We start from the raw sequence: 15,775 nt of genomic DNA, 5'->3' as shown, positions 1-15,775 counted from the left end.
CCGCGTTCTGCTTTTCTTCCGCGCCACGTCACTCTAGATCCGGGCCATGAGCGAGACACTGAAAGACCTTTACGAGGCGCGCGCGGCCGAGGGCCATCTGCGCCCCGATCCGGCCCAGATCGCCGCGCTGGCGCCGCTGGACCGGATCCGGCATGCGCTCGAGAACCCGCCGCCCGCGCCGCGGGGCGGGTTCTTCCGCAAGGCCCCGCCGCCCGAACCGGTGCGCGGGCTTTATCTCTGGGGCGGGGTCGGGCGCGGCAAGTCGATGCTGATGGACCTTTTCTTCGGGGCTGTCGCCATCGAGGGCAAGCGCCGGGTCCATTTCCACGCCTTCATGCAGGAGGTGCATCGGGGGCTGCACGCGGCCCGGGCGACGGGCGCGGACGATGCGCTGAGGCCGGTCGCGGCCGGAATTGCCGACGGTCTGAAACTGCTTTGCTTCGACGAGATGCAGATCGTCGACATCACCGATGCGATGATCGTGGGGCGGCTCTTCGAGTTGCTGTTCGCGGCCGGAGTGACGGTGGTGACGACTTCGAACCGGGTGCCCGGGGATCTTTACAAGGACGGCCTTCAGCGCGAACGCTTCGTGCCCTTCATCCGGATGCTGGAGGACCGTCTGGAGGTCATGGAACTCGGGTCGGCGACCGATTACCGGCAGAACCGGCTGACCGGGGAAGAGGTCTATTTCACGCCCTCGGACCGGGCGGCGCGAGCCCGGATGGCGGCGATCTGGGAGCATTTCACCCAGGGCGAGGGCAGGCCGCTGGTGCTGCGGGTGCAGGGACGGCAGGTGGAACTGCCGATGTTCCACAACGGGGTGGCGCGGGCGACGTTCTGGGATCTGTGCGCCAAGCCTCTGGGGCCTGCCGACTATCTGGCGATGGCCCAGGCGGTGCGGGTGCTGATCCTCGAGGACATCCCGCGGCTGTCGTCGGAGAACTACAACGAGGCGCGTCGCTTCGTGACGCTGATCGATGCCCTGTACGAGGGGAAGGTGAGGCTCATCGCCTCGGCGGCGGCGGAGCCCGAGATGCTGTATCTCGAAGGCGAGGGGGCCTTCGAGTTCGAGCGGACGGCGAGCCGTCTGCGCGAGATGCAAGGCGCGGACTGGGCGCGCGGCTGAGGGCGGGGCGCGAATTTTCTGCGAAAATTCGGGATCGGGATCAGCCGTTCTCGCGCAGCACCCGGCCCGCGAGATAGAGCGAGCCGCAGATCAGGATGCGCGCGTCGGGCGCGGCGGCGGCGATCCGGGCCACCGCGTCGGCCACGTCCCCGGCGGTTTCGGCACGAATCCCCGCGGCCTCGGCCGCCGCCCGGGTCGCCCCGGCGGGCAGGGTCGCGGTTTCGCCCGGGATCGAGACGGCCGTCAGGCTCCCGGCGACGGCCGCCAGCGGTTTCAGGAAGCCCGCCACATCCTTGGTGTTCAGCATCCCGCAGACGAGATGCAGGGGCCTTGGCGAGAGCCGTGTCACGGCCTCGGCCAGCGCGATTCCGGCGGCCGGGTTGTGGCCGCCGTCGAGCCAAAGCTCGGCCCTGCCCGCGGCTTCGACCAGCGGCCCGTGGCGCAGACGTTGCAGCCGGGCGGGCCATTCGGCGCGGGTCACCGCCGCCTCGCAGGCGGTCTCGTTCTGGCCGAGCGTCCGCAGCGCCGCCAGCGCGGCCCCGGCATTCATCACCTGATGCGCCCCGATCAGCCGCGGCATCGGCAGGTCCAGCAACCCGCGTTCGTCCTGGAAGATCAGCCGCCCGCGTTCCTCCCAGACATGCCAGTGCTGGCCATGGGCGATCAGCGGTGCGCCAAGCTGTGCTGCACGGGCCTCGATCACTTCCATCGCCGCCTCGTCCTGGGGGCCGACCACGCAGGGCACGCCACGCTTGAGGATCCCGGCCTTCTCGGCCGCGATTTCGGTCAGGGTTTCGCCAAGGTACTGCTGATGGTCGATGGAGACCGGTGCGATCACCGTCAGGCGCGGCGCCGCGATCACGTTGGTCGCGTCGAGCCGCCCGCCGAGGCCCACCTCAAGCAGGCAGTAGTCGGCCGCCTCGCGCGCGAAGGCCAGGAGGGCGGCGCAGGTGGTGATCTCGAAATAGGTGATCGGGGCGCCGCCATTGGCGCGCTCGCACTCGTCGAGCACGGCGGCAAGGGCGGCTTCGGCGATCGGCCCGTCCGCCATCCGGACCCGTTCGTGAAACCGCGCCAGATGCGGCGATGTATAAGCCTGCACCCGGGCGCCCGCGGCCTCGAGCCCGGCGCGGATCATCGCGACCGTCGAGCCCTTGCCGTTGGTCCCGGCCACGTGAATGACCGGAGCAAGCCGCGTCTCGGGGTGATCGAGCGCCGCCAGAAGCCGCCAGACCCGGTCCAGCACCAGGTCGATCACCTTGGGATGCAGCGCCATCATCCGCTCGAGGAGGATGTCGCTGGGGGTCGTGCTCACGCCTTTGCGCCTCCGGCCGGAGGTTCGGCATCGGGCTGGGCGGGCAGGGCATGCGGCGGGTCGGACGGGGTCTCGGAGCCGTCGTCGTCGTCGCCCCGTGCGGGCCCGTGCGAGAAGCTTGCAGGCGGCGGCAGGTCGGCGATCACCGCGGGCGGCAGTCCCATTAGCATGCGGATGATGGTGATCAGTTCCTCGCGCAGCTTGCCGCGCGGCGTCACCCGGTCGAGCATGCCATGGTCCAGCAGGTACTCGGCGCGCTGGAAGCCCTCGGGCAGCTTCTCGCGGATCGTCTGTTCGATCACCCTTGGCCCGGCAAAGCAGATCAGCGCCCCGGGCTCGGCGATCTGCACGTCGCCCAGCATCGCGTAGGACGCGGTCACCCCGCCGGTCGTGGGATGGGTCAGCACCACGATATAGGGCAGGCCTGCCTCTTTCAGCATCTGCACCGCGACGGTGGTGCGCGGCATCTGCATCAGGCTGAGAATGCCTTCCTGCATCCGCGCGCCGCCCGCGGCCGAGAACAGGATGAAGGGCCGCCCCAGCGCCACGGCGCGCTCGGCGCCCGCGACGATGGCGTTGCCGACATACATGCCCATCGAGCCGCCCATGAAGCTGAAATCCTGCGCCGCCGCGACGACCGGGGTGCGGCCGATCTCGCCCTCGGCGACCAGCATCGCCTCTTTCTCGCCCGTGGTCCTCTGGGCGGTGCGCATGCGGTCGGGATAGCGCTTCTGGTCGCGGAACTGCAGGGGGTCAGGCAGCGGCACCGGCACCTCGACTTCGGTGAAAATGCCGCCGTCGAACAGCGTGATGAAACGGTCCCGCGGCAGGATCGCCATGTGATGGCCGCAGGAGGTGCAGACATTCAGGTTGTCCGACAGTTCCCGGTGGAACAGCATCGTCCCGCAGGCATCGCATTTCGACCACAGGTTCTCGGGCATCTCGCGACGCGAGAACAGCGAGTTGATCTTGGGCCGGACGTAGTTGTTGATCCAGTTCATCGGGGGCCTCTCGCACGAATGGGCCGTGAGATAAGCCGCGAACGCCGGAATTGCAATCGCGCCGCGCCCCGGCGCCCCCGGTCAGATCAGCGCGCGCAACAGCCGCCAGAGCAGAAGGATCGCGATCAGGTCGATGGCCATGGCCAGCGGCGCGTTCGCGGTATCGGTCACGTCGAACGGGGTAACGAACAGCGCCAGCCCGGTGATGGTGCCCTTGAGCGAGGTGAACAGCAGCGAGCTGACATTGTTGACGAAGTGCCAGCCCATCGCGGTGCCGAGACTGCCCGAGCGTTCGGTCAGGTCGGCTGCGGCCAGCGCGAAGGCGAGGATGCCGACCAGCGCGATCACGTTGTTCATCCCCGCTGCCGGGTTGTAATGGAGCGCGGCGAAGATCAGCGCGGGCAGCCCCATCCAGACCGCGCGCCAGGCAAAGCGCGCTGCCAGCTGCTGTTGCAGGTAGCCGCGAAACAGCAGCTCTTCGGACCCGGTCTGGATCAGGATCAGCACCAGCGCCAGCGGCAGCACCCGCGCCCAGGTGCCCGGGTCCAGATTGGCCTCGAGCGGCATCGTCGCCCAAGACAGCGCAAAGAGCGCCGCATAGGCCGGGACCAGCACCTTGAGCGCGCCGAAGAACCCCCGCGCCCAGTCGCGAAGCGGCCCGAACAGCGATCCGGGTTCGCGGTAGTGCAGCGCGGGCGTCGCGATCAGCACGCCAAGCCCCAGGCCGAGAAAGCTCGCCAGCACGAACAGGGTCTGGGTCGGGGTCGCCGGCGCCGAGAGCCCCATGATCCAGCCGAAATAGTTCAGCGGTCCGAGCACCGGATAGGCCGCGACCAGCATGGTCGAGAACACGCCGACATAGATCAGCAGGATCACCAGCGCGCCGACGATCAGGCGCCAGAGCTCGGGATAGAGCCGGGCCGGCTCGATATAGGCCTCGAACAGGGGGGAACGCATCGCTCTCTTCTTGTATCTTGTTGCGTCGGATGGCGCGACGCGGTCCTTCGCGTCTGAGGCGCAAGCTAGTGCGCGGGGCCGCGGGCTTCAACTCAGACCCGCAGCGCCACCCTTGCCGCCAGCCAGGAGACGCCCAGAACGGCGAAATCGACCGCCACCAGCGGCAAGAGCGCGGGGTCGTCGGCGCCGAAGCCGTAGGTGTAAAGTGCAAGCCCCGAGACCGGGCCGGGCAGGGCGACGATCAGGATCGCCATCGCGTTGTTGACGAAATGAAGCGCGACCGCAGCGCCCAGCGTGCCGGTACGCGCGGTCAGGTCAGAGGCCGCGACCGAAAAGGCTGCGGCCCAAAGCGCGGCGGGCAAGGCATTGGCGCCCGCCGCCTCGGGGCTGTAATGGGCCGCCGCGAACATCAGCGCGGGCAGGCCGATCCAGAGCAGGGGGCTTTTGAACCGCGCCGCCAGCTGCTGCTGCAGATAGCCGCGGAACAGCAGCTCTTCGGCGAAGGTCTGGATCAGCAGCGCGGGCAGGGCCAGCGGCAGCAGCGCCAGCCAGGTGTCCGTTGCGCGGTGCGCGACCGGCTCGGACCCGGAGGGCAGCGCGACCCAGATCAGCAGGTACAGCAGCGCCAGCGCGCGAAGCGCCCGGGCGAACTGGCGGATCGCCGGACCGGGCGCGCCGGTCAGGTCGCCAAGGCTCCGGCCCTGCAGCAGTTGCGCCGCGACGCCCACGCCGCAGATCAGGCACAGAAACGATGCCAGCAGCCAGAGCGTGTCGGTCGCGGTCTGAGAGGTGACGAAGACGCCCCGGAACGCCGCCTCGGCGATGCCGGGGCCGCGCAGCGCCGCGACCGCGCCAAAGACGCAATAGACAAGGCCGATCTGGACCGCCGCGACAACGGCCAGCCCGGCGCCGGTCCGCCAAAGCTCCGGCCTGGCGCGGGCGGTCGAGACAAGCGTTTCATGCGGGTCGTAGCGCATCGGGCGGCCCTTTCGGCCGCGACCCTAGACCGGGCGGACGCCGGGCTTCAATGGCTTGTCTCATCGCCGCCCCGTCTCTATGCCGGGACCCGAGCCAACGACCGAGGACCCGATGCGCCGCCAAAGCCCCGCCCTGCCCCGCCCGCCGCGCCGTGCCATTGCGCTGACGGCCGCGGTGCTTCTGGTGCTGGGCGGCTGCGTGCCCGGAGGGGACGGGGTGCAGCGGGTCACCGTGGCCGGGGACCGCGTGGCGGTCGTCGCGCCTTACGGGTTCTGCGTCGACGAAGGCGCCAGCCAGGACGGTGAGGACGGGGCCTTCGTTCTGCTGGCCAGCTGCGCGGCCCTGGTGCGGGCCCCCGGCGTCTCGGTGCCCGCCGAGGACGCGATCCTGACCGTGTCGGTCGCGGCCAGTCCGGGGCCGGGCGGCAGCCCCGAGGACCGCGCCCTGGTGCTAAGCCGCTATTTCCAGTCCGATCTGGGCCGTGCGGCGCTCGCGCGCAGCGGCGAACCGGACGATGTCGAGGTGCTGGACACCGAGACCGAAGAGGGGCTTTTCCTGGTCAAGTCCATCGACCGCGGCCCGGGGCTGGCCGAAGGGTTGCGGCCCGACGCCTGGCGCGCGATCTTCGAGGCCAACGGGCGGATCGTCACCGCAGCGGCAACCGGCTTTGTCGCGCATCCGCTGAGCGATCCGGCGGCGCGGAGCCTGCTGCGCGATCTCGCCCGGCGCAGTCTGGCCGCAACCGAAGCCCTTCCCGATCCGGCGTTGGTCGCCAGTCCGTAGGCCGCGCCGCGGCCCGGCCCATTTCTTCCCCAGCGTTAACCTTCCGGCATCCTGCGCGCGCCTAGATTGGCGGCGACCCGAACCCCAACGTGACCGATGCCGACCTTGCCCAAACGCGACTCGCTGACCGACCGTCTTCTGTTCCGCCCCGCCCTGGCCGCCTGGAGCCGGGCCGGCGACGCCGCCGACCACCTTGACGCGCCCGATCTTGCCGCCCTGCGCGGCCGTGCCTGGCGCTTGCGCCACCGCCTCGACCGGGTGATCCACACCGCCGATGCGCGGCTGGCGGCGCTTCATGCCCGGGCCGGGGCGCCGCGCCTGCCGCTGGGGTCCGACTGGGGGTTTCGTCCGGCGCCCTTCTCGGGTCCGATCGACCCGCGCGGGCTGACCGGGATCGGCAGCGGCACCCGTCTGGGGCCGCGGCTGACGCTGTTTCACGACGCCGCCCGGGCCGAGATCGCCCTGCGCCAGATCGCCAATACCGGCCCAAAGGACAGCGCGCCCTACGGTCTTTCGCTGGAGGTTTTCGGCTTCGACGGCGGGTTCCTGTCGATGGTGTTCGATCTGCCGTCGCGCGCCGTCGAAGGGCTGCGGCGGCGCCATCTGATCCGGCTCGAGGCCGCGCTCGAGGTCGAGGCGCCGGTCGACATCTTCGCCCGGCTCAACATCCGCCATGGGCCGAACCTGACCCAGGTCGTGCGCGCGCTGCCGCCGGGCGACCCCCGGATCGCGCTCGATTTCGACCTTGCCGCCAGCGATCTCAATGACCGCCGCGCCGAAAGGATGTGGATGGACCTGATCCTCGACGGCCCCGGAATGAACCGCATCCTGCTGTCCGATCTCGTCCTCAGCCGCCGCCCGAGGGCCGAGGCGTGAGGCCCGCCGATCTGCCCCGGCTCAGCGGGGAACGGCTGCAGGCGGGCCTGTGGGAGGCGGTGCTGGACCTGCCGACCGGGGCGCCGCCGCCCGGGATCGAGGCCCTGCATGGCGACCGGGCGTTGCCGGGCGTTACCGCCTGTCCCGACCCCGACCGCCCGGGGCGGCATCGGCTGTCGGTGCCGATCCCCGCCGATCTCTTGTCCGACGGCGTGCAGAACGTGCTGATTCGCGACCGCAACACCGGCGCCACGCTGGCGCATGTCTCGATCCTTGCGGGGGCGGTGCTGGAACGGGACGTGCGCGCCGAGCTTGATCAGATGCGGGCCGAGCTTGATCTTCTCAAGCGCGCCTTCCGCGACCATTGCCGCGAGGTCCCTGTGTTTCAGCGCCTTTCCCAGCGCTCCGGGTCCTGAGCCGGGCCGGTGCCTGTCTGGCCTTCGGGACCGGTCGGCGAAGGTGGGACGGGTTGGGTTGCAGTCCGGCGCTTCCGCTCACCCAAGCGGCCGCCTGGGCTGTTTGAAACGGGCCTGCCGGGGCGTCCCGAAACAGGCGAGGGACCGGTTGCACGGACCGGCATCCTCGGTCGGAGGGGGGCACCGGGTGCCAATGGTGCGCCCCACAGGCCATCCGGGGCTATCTACCAGACCTTCGTGCCGGGGGGCGCCGGTCGCTCTTCACCAAAAGGCCCGGCGGATACACTCCCTGCGGCAGGACGGGCTGGCAGAGGCGCCGTCCCGGCCTATGCTGGTCCGGCACGCGCCCGGTGGGAGAGAACCTGACGTCGGGTCCCCGATGACAGCGGCGTGGCGACGCGACAGTCTGCCCCGGGGGAGGACCGACCACATGACCGATTATCCGCATCTTCTTGCGCCGCTCGATCTTGGCTTTGCGCGCCTGCCGAACCGGGTGCTGATGGGGTCGATGCATACCGGGCTGGAAGAGCGCGGCGACTGGGACCGGGTGGCCGAATTCTACGGGCTGCGGGCGCGCGGCGGCGTCGGGCTGATCGTGACGGGCGGCATGGCGCCGAACCCCGAAGGGGGCGTGTTTCCGGGGGCGGCCGGGCTGTATTCGGCCGGGGACATCGCCAATCACCGCCGGGTGACGGACCGCGTCCATGCCGAGGGCGGGCGGATCGCGATGCAGATCCTGCATGCGGGCCGCTATGCCTACAGCCCCGATTGCGTCGCGCCCAGCGCGCTCAAGTCGCCGATCTCGCCCTTTCCGCCGAAGGCGCTGGACGAGGCCGGGATCGAGAAGCAGATCGCCGATATCGCCACCGCCGCCGCCCGCGCCCGCGAGGCAGGCTATGACGGGGTCGAGGTGATGGGGTCCGAAGGCTATTTCCTGAACCAGTTCCTGGTGCGCCACACCAACCGCCGCGAGGATGGCTGGGGCGGCAGCTATGAAAACCGGATGCGGCTGCCGCTGGAGGTCGTGGCCCGGGTCCGGGCCGCGGTGGGTCCCGACTTCATCCTGATCTACCGGCTGTCGATGATCGATCTGGTGCCAGACGGGTCCAGTTTCGACGAGGTGATCGAGCTGGCGCAGCGGGTCGAGGCGGCGGGCGCCACGATCCTCAATACCGGCATCGGCTGGCACGAGGCGCGGGTGCCGACCATCGCGACCTCGGTGCCGCGGGCGGGCTTTGCCTGGGTCACGCAAAAGCTGATGGGCAAGGTCGGCATCCCGGTCGTGACCTCGAACCGGATCAATACGCCCGAAATCGCCGAGGGGCTGCTGGCCGGGGGCGCCGCCGACATGGTCTCGATGGCGCGGCCGTTTCTTGCCGACCCCGATTTCGTCGCCAAGGCGCGGTCGGGCCGGGCGCGCGAGATCGCGCCCTGCATCGCCTGCAACCAGGCCTGTCTGGACCATACCTTCAGCGGCAAGGTCTCGACCTGTCTCGTCAACCCGCGCGCCTGTTTCGAAACGGAACTGCGCTATGAGGCGGCCGCCACCCCGCGCCGGATCGCGGTCGTGGGGGCGGGGCCCGCGGGCCTGTCGGCGGCGCTGGTCGCGGCCGGGCGCGGCCATGCGGTGACGCTGTTCGACCGCGCGGCCAGCCTTGGCGGGCAGCTCAACATGGCGCGGCGCATTCCCGGCAAGGAAGAATTCGACGGGCTGGTCGACTGGTTCGCCACCATGGTCGCGCGGGAGGGCATCGCGCTGAAGCTGGGGGCGGAGGCCAGGGTCGAGGATCTTCTGTCATATGATGCAGTCGTGCTGGCCACCGGCGTCCTGCCGCGCGATCCGGGCATCGCAGGCCAGGACCTGCCGCATGTGATCTCTTATGTCGATCTGCTGGCGGGCGGGGCCGAGGCCGGGCCGCGGGTCGCCGTGGTGGGGGCGGGCGGCATCGGCTTCGATGTCGCCGAATATCTGGTCACGGGCGACAGCCCGACCCGCGATCCGGCGCTCTGGCGCGCCGAATGGGGGGTGGCCGATCCCGCCCGGCATCGCGGCGGGCTGGCGCCCGAAGGTCCCCGGCCCGAGCCGCCGCGCCGCGCGGTCACGCTTCTGCAGCGCAAGGCTGAAAAGCCGGGCAAGCGGCTGGGCAAGACCACGGGCTGGATCCACCGCGCCGCGTTGCAGATGAAGGGCGTGACCATGCTGTCGGGCGTCACCTACGACCGCATCACGCCTGAGGGGATCGAGATCAGCCTGGGCCCGGATCGGCGCCTGATCGCTGCCGATACCGTGGTGCTTTGCGCCGGGCAGGAGCCCGAGCGGAGCCTGGCGGCGGATCTGGAGGCGGCCGGTATCGCGCATCACGTCATCGGCGGGGCGGATGTGGCGGCCGAGCTCGATGCCAAGCGCGCCATCGACCAGGGCGCGCGGCTCGCGGCCACGCTCTGACCCCGGGCGCCTGTTTCCGATAGGACGACGATCCGTCCCGTTACCAAAGTATTGTCTGGGGCCTTCCCAATTCCTGCCCGATTCCGGCGGCATCTTGCGAAACGGTGGTGAGATGGGCATGCGAGCAAGGAAGAACCTATGGACAGACTGACCGAGATGGAGGCGTTTGCCACCGTCGTGGATCAAGGCGGCTTCACCGATGCCGCCAGGAAGATGGGCATTTCGAAATCGGCCGTGTCCAAGCACGTCTCGTCGCTTGAGGCGCGGCTGGGCGCGCGGCTTCTGAACCGCACGACGCGGCGCGTCAGCCCGACCGAGATCGGCCTGGCCTATTACGACCGCGCGCGGCGGGTGCTGAACGATGCGGGCGAGGCCGATGCGCTGGTCTCGGCGATGCAATCGGCGCCATCGGGGCTCTTGCGGATCTCGGTCGCGACCGATTTCGGGGTCAATCACCTGTCGCCGCTTCTGGGCGAGTTCCTGCAGCAATATCCCGACATCACCATCAACATGGTGCTGAACAACCGTTTCGTCGAGCTGATCTCGGAAGGCTTCGACATGGCGATCCGGGTGGGCGAACTGGAAGACAGCACGTTGCGCGCCCGCAAGCTGGCCGACACCACCAAGCGGATGATCGGCTCGCCCGCCTATTTCCAGAAATTCGGGCGCCCGCAGAAGATCGACGACCTGAACGAACACAAGCTTCTGCACTATTCCAACCAGGCCAGCGGCAATGTCTGGAAGATCACCGCGCCCTCGGGCGAAAAGCGGCAGGTGCGCACCGCGGGCTGGCTGACGGTGAATGACGGCCAGTCGCTGCTGAATGCCGCGATCGCCGGGCTTGGCATCGCCTATCTGCCGAGCTTCCTGTTCAAGGAGGCCAAGGAAAAGGGGCTGGTCGAAGAGGCGATCCCGGGCCTGCCGATGGAACGGCTGGGCATCTATGCGGTCTATCCGCCGGGGCGGTTCACCCAGCCCAAGGTGCGGGCCTTCATCGACTTCCTCATCACCCATTTCGACGGCGACGACATCATGATCTGAGCGCGGCCGCCCCGCCGTGCCAATGGCTATTCCGCCGTGTCGAGTACGGCCTCGACGCGGCGGTTTTCCGTGCGGCCGCTGTCGGTCGCGTTGCTGGCGAGCGGCGCAAGAAAGCCCACGCCCTCGGCCGCCACCCGGTCGGCCGGAACGCCCAGCGTCGCCACCAGATAGCTGCGCACTGCCTCGGCGCGCTTCTTCGACAGCGCGATATTCCCGGCCAGCCCGCCTTCGGTGTCGGTATGGCCCACCAGCACGATCCGGGCCCCGGGACGGGCGCGCAGATAGTCGGCAAGCGTGTCCAGCGCGGGGAAGGGGCCGCCGTCGAGCTTCGAGGCGCCGGTGGCGAAATCGACCCCGGCCAGCACCGCGCGCCCGTCGCGGTCGAGCCGGTCGGCCAGCGTGTCTTCGGCCGTTTCGGTCGCAGGCTTTGCGGGGGCGTCGATCAGCGGCAGGGTCGCCGGGTCGGGCGACTTGGTGGATTGGACGGGGGCCGGGGCCTCGGGGCGGCCGACGCGGGTCACCTGCACGAAGGCGCGCTCTTCCGAGCGGCTGACCATCAGGCTGACATAATCGGTGCCGTCGGGCCGCACCTTCTCGGCCAGCAGATAGCGGAAATCGCCCAGATCGACATGCATCGCCGGTTCGGGCAGGGTGTCGGTGGCAAAGCGGAAGTCGAAGCCGCCGCAGCCTTTGGCCGCGCATTGGAAGGCGATCCGGTAGCCGCCCGCGATCAACTGGGCCTTCAGCCCGTCGATCACCTGCAAGGTGCCTTGCCCGTCCAGCGGGGCCTGCCAGACCAGCCGCCGGATCGCGCCCTCGGCGCGCAGCGTGGGCACGGTCTGGCCGTCATAGGGGGCGGTCGGCAGCCGCAGGCTCGAGTCGGCCTCGGTTTCGTCGGCGGCCACGGCGGCCGCCTCGGGCGGTTCGGGCAGCTCGGCCAGGCCAAGCGCGGGCCACAGCGCCAGCACCAGCGTCAGGATGGGGCGCGGGGTCATCGATGCGCCCCGTGATAGGCGGGGTTCGGTTCCATCCCCGAGGCCGAGGCGACGCGGTTGGTCATGTTGAAGAACCCGGCCACGGCGGCGATGTCCCAGATGTCGCGGTCGGAAAAACCCGCCTCGCGCAGCGCCTGCCGGTCGGGCTCTTCGATCCGGTGGCTGGCCTCGGTCAGCTTGGCCGCGAAATCCAGCATGGCGCGCTGGCGCGGGCTCAGCGGCGCGACGCGGTAGTTCATCACCAGCGCCTCGCCCAGTGCCGGATCGCCCGACAACTCGCGCACGGCGGCGCCATGGGCCACCTGACAATACCAGCAGCGGTTGATCGACGAGACCACGACCGCGATCATCTCGCGGTCAAGCTTGGACAGCCCGCTTTGGCCCAGCATCAGGTCGTTATACATCGCCGTGAAGGCGTTCAGCTTGCCGATGTCGAAGGCATAGGCGGCCAGCACGTTCGGCACGAGGCCAAGCCGGTCCGCGCAAAGATCGAAATACCGCTGGGTTTCAGCCGGCAGCGGGTCCACCATCGGCAGGTCGAGTGCCGTGGGGCGGGGCGCGTCATGGGTCACTGCTCAGGCCTTTTGCGGCGCGATCATTCGGTAATGATAGTGTCCCACATCCCTCATGTTCAGGGAAGCATAGAGCGCGCGGGCCGCGTGATTATGGTCTGTAACCAGAACGTTAAGCGATGTTGCTCCCTGATCTTGGGCCCATTGGGCGGCGGCCCGCATCATGTTGACGGCGGTTCCCTGCCGACGATGGTCGGGCGAGACCGCGACCGCATGCACGAAAGCCATGTCGCGGCAGAGCGCCGCAAAGGCCACGCCCGCGGCGCGGTCCTTGCGCCGCCCCAGAACGGCGGTCTTTGGTCCCTGGACGCGGGCCATCACCGCGCGCCGGGCCGGGCCGATGCCGTTTTCCGCCCAGAGCTCGTCCATGATCGCGAGCGGCTCCCAGAGCGTGAAGGCCGACACAGGCGGCGGCGGTTCGGCGGCAAGATCGGCGACCGCGCCCGACAGGATCGTCACCGGATCGACCACGACATAGCCGCGCGCCGCGAGGTCCGCGTCAAGCGCCGTCTCGTCGGGCCGCACCATGAACAGCGGGTCCTGGCCCAGCGCCCGCATCCCGGCCTCGGCCTCGGGGATGGCCGCGGGGTCGAAGGCGCCCTCCAGGGTCGCCGCCGCGACGCGCTTGCCGCCGCCCTGTCCGTCGCGCAGGCACCAGGGGCCCGCGATGTGGCGGGCGGCGGGCGGCCAGGTCGTCTCCTGCCCCGCGAAAAGCCGCGCGAGGCTCACGCCATGGCCTCGGGGAACAGGGCGCACAGCTCGGCCATGGCCGCGTCGATCCGCGCGCCGTCCGTGCCGCGGATCACGATGTTGGTGCCGTAAACCCCGTCGCGGCTGAACGGGTAGGACCCGATGGACAGATCGTTGAACCGCGCGGCCAGCCCGCGCAGCTCGCCCGCGATATCGCCTTCGGGCCGCTCGACGCACAGCGTCTGCGACATCAGCGGATCGCCCCCCGCCAGCGTGGGCAGTACGCTTGCCACCATCGCCTGAAACACGCTGGGCACCCCGGCCATGACATGGACATTGCCGATCACGAAGCCCGGCGCGGCCGAGATCGGGTTGGCGATCAGCGTGGCGCCATCGGGGATGCGCGCCATCCTCAGCCGCGCCTCGTTCAGGTCGCGCCCCATCCGGGCGCAATATTCGGCCAGCAGCGCGCGGGCATCCTCGCGCACGTCGATGCCGACGCCGAAGGCCGCCGCCACCGCATCGGCGGTGATGTCGTCATGGGTCGGGCCGATCCCGCCCGAGGTGAAGACGATGTCGTAATCGGTCCGAAGCGCGTTCAGCGCGGCCACGATCCGGTCCTGCCGGTCGGGAACGATGCGGACCTCGGCCATCCGGATGCCGTGCTTGATCGCCTCGCCCGCCAGATAATGCATGTTGGCGTCGCGGGTGCGGCCCGACAGGATCTCGTCGCCGATCACCAGCATCGCCGCGGTGGGGTTGGTCATGGCTGCCTCCTTGCCCGGCCTCCTCGACCGGCCGATCTGCCCGGACCCGGTCGCGGGGGCCTTTCCGGCCCTGTCCGTGCCCGGCTTGCCGGTCTGTGTCCTTCGGTATAGGAGCCCGCCATGCGCTTTCAAAGACCCCTCGTGCCGGGGCGGCTGATCCGACGCTGCAAGCGGTTCCTCGCGGATGTGCGGCTGGAGGACGGGGCCGAGGTGACGGCGCATTGCCCGAACCCCGGCGCGATGCTGGGGCTGACCGATCCGGGGCTTCGGGTCTGGCTGGAGCCCAATGACGATCCGCGCCGCAAGCTTGGCTTTTCCTGGCGGCTGGCCGAGCTTCCGGGCGGGCACTGGGCCGGGGTCGATGCGGGCTTTGCCAACCGGGTGGTGGCCGAGGCGCTGGCCGAGGGCCGGGTTCCGGCGCTGCCGGGCCATGGCCGGGTCCGCCCCGAGGTGCGCTATGCCGCCCGCAGCCGGGTCGATTTCCTGCTGAGCGCGGCCGGCCAGCCCGACACCTATCTCGAGGTCAAGAACGTGCATCTGCGCCGCGAGGGCGATCGGGCCGAGTTTCCCGATTGCGTGACGGCGCGCGGCGCCCGGCACATGCGCGATCTGGCCCGGATGGTGGCTGCCGGGCACCGGGCGGCGGTCCTGTTTCTTGTGCAGCGGACGGATTGCGCGCGCTTCGGGCTCGCCGCCGATCTTGACCCGGGCTATGCCGCAGCCGCCCGCGCGGCGGCCGCGGCGGGGGTCGTCTTCCTGTGCCACGCCACCCGCATCGGCCCCGAGGGCGTGACGCTTGCGCAGGCGCTTCCGGTCGATCTGGGCTGAGGCGGACCGGCGCGACCGTTCCGCCTCTGGTCTTTGCCGGCGGCGGAGCGTATCTCTGGGTCAAGCCATGAAGGAGTGCGCATTGGACGAGAAGACCCGCGGCAGGCGGACGAAGGACAACATTCGCATCTACGAGCCCGAGGATTTCGCCGGCATGCATGCCGCGGGACGTGTGGCGGCCGAGATCCTCGACGAAATCGCGCCTCTGGTCTTCCCCGGCCAGACGACGGCCGAGATCGACCGCGTCATCACCGATCTGGTCGAGGCCAAGGGCGCGGTGTCCGCCACCATCGGCTACAAGGGCTACAAGCACGCCAGCTGCATCTCGGTGAACCACGTGGTCTGCCACGGCATCCCGGGACCCAAGGTGCTGAAGGATGGCGACATCCTCAATGTCGACGTGACGGTGATTGTCGATGGCTGGTACGGCGATACCAGCCGGATGTATGTGGCGGGCAAGCTCTCGCGCAAGGCCGAGCGGCTGATCCAGGTCACCCACGATTCGCTGTTCAAGGGGATCGAGGCGGTCCGGCCCGGCAACACCTTCGGCGATATCGGCGCGGCCATTCAGGCCTATGTCGAATCCCATCGCATGAGCGTGGTGCGCGATTTCTGCGGCCACGGGCTGGGGCGGGTGTTCCACGCGCCGCCGAACGTGCTGCATTACGCGCCGTTCCGGCTGGACGAGGAGGGCCGGAAGGTCACGATTTCGGGCAACCCGACCCGCGACCCGACCCCGGTTCTGGAAGAGGGCATGTTCTTCACCATCGAACCGATGGTCAATCTGGGCCGTCCCGAGACCAAGATCCTGGCCGATGACTGGACCGCCGTGACCCGCGACAAGTCGCTCTCGGCCCAGTTCGAGCATTCGATCGGCGTCACCGCCGATGGCTGCGAGATCTTCACGCTCTCGCCGGGCGGGTTGTTCCACCCTACCTACAGCTGAGCCGTCGCCCTTTCCGGGGCGCGGCGCTCCGAACGACA

Annotated in this window: 16 protein-coding genes; 8 read left to right on the top strand and 8 right to left on the bottom strand. The window is 69.8% G+C overall.

The window, feature by feature from the left end:
- Positions 1 to 46 precede the first annotated feature (46 nt).
- On the top strand, positions 47 to 1,126 hold the full coding sequence (gene zapE, locus EV657_RS03040; RefSeq protein WP_134077091.1) for a cell division protein ZapE: 1,080 nt from the start codon (positions 47 to 49) through the stop codon (positions 1,124 to 1,126).
- Between the two features lie 40 nt (positions 1,127 to 1,166).
- On the opposite strand, the gene EV657_RS03035 is transcribed toward zapE, so the two are convergent.
- From EV657_RS03035 to EV657_RS03020, 4 genes are all read right to left on the bottom strand, one after another.
- Positions 1,167 to 2,441, bottom strand: a complete 1,275-nt coding sequence (locus tag EV657_RS03035) for a bifunctional folylpolyglutamate synthase/dihydrofolate synthase (protein WP_134077090.1) — start codon at positions 2,439 to 2,441, stop codon at positions 1,167 to 1,169.
- Complete coding sequence (accD, locus tag EV657_RS03030) at positions 2,438 to 3,442, bottom strand: acetyl-CoA carboxylase, carboxyltransferase subunit beta (protein WP_113670092.1); 1,005 nt, start codon at positions 3,440 to 3,442, stop codon at positions 2,438 to 2,440. The genes EV657_RS03035 and accD overlap by 4 nt, the downstream gene beginning before the upstream one ends.
- Before the next feature lie 81 nt (positions 3,443 to 3,523).
- A complete protein-coding gene (locus tag EV657_RS03025; protein ID WP_134077089.1) occupies positions 3,524 to 4,399 on the bottom strand; it encodes a CPBP family intramembrane glutamic endopeptidase in 876 nt (291 codons plus the stop codon).
- Between the two features lie 92 nt (positions 4,400 to 4,491).
- Positions 4,492 to 5,376 (bottom strand): CPBP family intramembrane glutamic endopeptidase, encoded by an 885-nt coding sequence (locus EV657_RS03020; RefSeq protein WP_134077088.1) that lies wholly within the window; start codon positions 5,374 to 5,376, stop codon positions 4,492 to 4,494.
- A gap of 112 nt (positions 5,377 to 5,488) precedes the next feature.
- On the opposite strand from EV657_RS03020, the gene EV657_RS03015 reads away from it, so the two are divergent.
- From EV657_RS03015 to EV657_RS02995, 5 genes are all read left to right on the top strand, one after another.
- On the top strand, positions 5,489 to 6,160 hold the full coding sequence (locus EV657_RS03015) for a hypothetical protein (protein WP_134077087.1): 672 nt from the start codon (positions 5,489 to 5,491) through the stop codon (positions 6,158 to 6,160).
- Between the two features lie 105 nt (positions 6,161 to 6,265).
- Positions 6,266 to 7,036 carry a DUF6478 family protein gene (locus EV657_RS03010; RefSeq protein WP_133260446.1) on the top strand — a complete coding sequence of 257 codons (771 nt, stop codon included), beginning with the start codon at positions 6,266 to 6,268 and terminating at the stop codon, positions 7,034 to 7,036.
- Positions 7,033 to 7,452 (top strand): hypothetical protein, encoded by a 420-nt coding sequence (locus EV657_RS03005; RefSeq protein WP_134077086.1) that lies wholly within the window; start codon positions 7,033 to 7,035, stop codon positions 7,450 to 7,452. Before EV657_RS03010 ends, EV657_RS03005 begins: the two co-directional genes overlap by 4 nt.
- Positions 7,453 to 7,882: 430 nt before the next feature.
- Positions 7,883 to 9,898, top strand: coding sequence for an NADPH-dependent 2,4-dienoyl-CoA reductase (locus tag EV657_RS03000; RefSeq protein WP_134077085.1), 2,016 nt, complete (start codon positions 7,883 to 7,885; stop codon positions 9,896 to 9,898).
- A 138-nt stretch (positions 9,899 to 10,036) separates the two neighbouring features.
- Entirely contained in the window at positions 10,037 to 10,939 is a 903-nt protein-coding gene (locus tag EV657_RS02995; protein ID WP_075784285.1) for a LysR family transcriptional regulator, read from the top strand.
- A 26-nt stretch (positions 10,940 to 10,965) separates the two neighbouring features.
- On the opposite strand, the gene EV657_RS02990 is transcribed toward EV657_RS02995, so the two are convergent.
- The 4 genes from EV657_RS02990 to EV657_RS02975 are packed head-to-tail and all read right to left on the bottom strand — an operon-like array spanning position 10,966 to position 13,963.
- The gene (locus EV657_RS02990; protein WP_134077084.1) at positions 10,966 to 11,934 is read right to left on the bottom strand and encodes an OmpA family protein; all 969 of its coding nucleotides are present in this window, start codon (positions 11,932 to 11,934) and stop codon (positions 10,966 to 10,968) included.
- Positions 11,931 to 12,506 (bottom strand): peroxidase-related enzyme, encoded by a 576-nt coding sequence (locus EV657_RS02985; protein WP_279587377.1) that lies wholly within the window; start codon positions 12,504 to 12,506, stop codon positions 11,931 to 11,933. The genes EV657_RS02990 and EV657_RS02985 overlap by 4 nt, the downstream gene beginning before the upstream one ends.
- A 3-nt stretch (positions 12,507 to 12,509) precedes the next feature.
- A complete protein-coding gene (locus EV657_RS02980) occupies positions 12,510 to 13,235 on the bottom strand; it encodes a GNAT family N-acetyltransferase (RefSeq protein ID WP_075784287.1) in 726 nt (241 codons plus the stop codon).
- Positions 13,232 to 13,963 carry a competence/damage-inducible protein A gene (locus EV657_RS02975; protein WP_134077083.1) on the bottom strand — a complete coding sequence of 244 codons (732 nt, stop codon included), beginning with the start codon at positions 13,961 to 13,963 and terminating at the stop codon, positions 13,232 to 13,234. The genes EV657_RS02980 and EV657_RS02975 overlap by 4 nt, the downstream gene beginning before the upstream one ends.
- A 120-nt stretch (positions 13,964 to 14,083) precedes the next feature.
- Between EV657_RS02975 and sfsA the strand changes: the two genes are divergently transcribed.
- Together sfsA and map are read left to right on the top strand one after the other, a co-directional pair.
- On the top strand, positions 14,084 to 14,791 hold the full coding sequence (gene sfsA, locus EV657_RS02970; RefSeq protein ID WP_134077082.1) for a DNA/RNA nuclease SfsA: 708 nt from the start codon (positions 14,084 to 14,086) through the stop codon (positions 14,789 to 14,791).
- Between the two features lie 67 nt (positions 14,792 to 14,858).
- The gene (gene map, locus EV657_RS02965) at positions 14,859 to 15,737 is read left to right on the top strand and encodes a type I methionyl aminopeptidase (RefSeq protein ID WP_207802472.1); all 879 of its coding nucleotides are present in this window, start codon (positions 14,859 to 14,861) and stop codon (positions 15,735 to 15,737) included.
- Positions 15,738 to 15,775: the final 38 nt, after the last annotated feature.

The sequence above is a fragment of the Rhodovulum visakhapatnamense genome, assembly GCF_004365965.1.
Classification (GTDB): Bacteria; Pseudomonadota; Alphaproteobacteria; order Rhodobacterales; family Rhodobacteraceae; genus Rhodovulum; species Rhodovulum visakhapatnamense.
The sequence above is the reverse complement of the archived record's forward strand: the minus strand, read 5'-3'. Positions and strand labels throughout refer to the sequence as shown.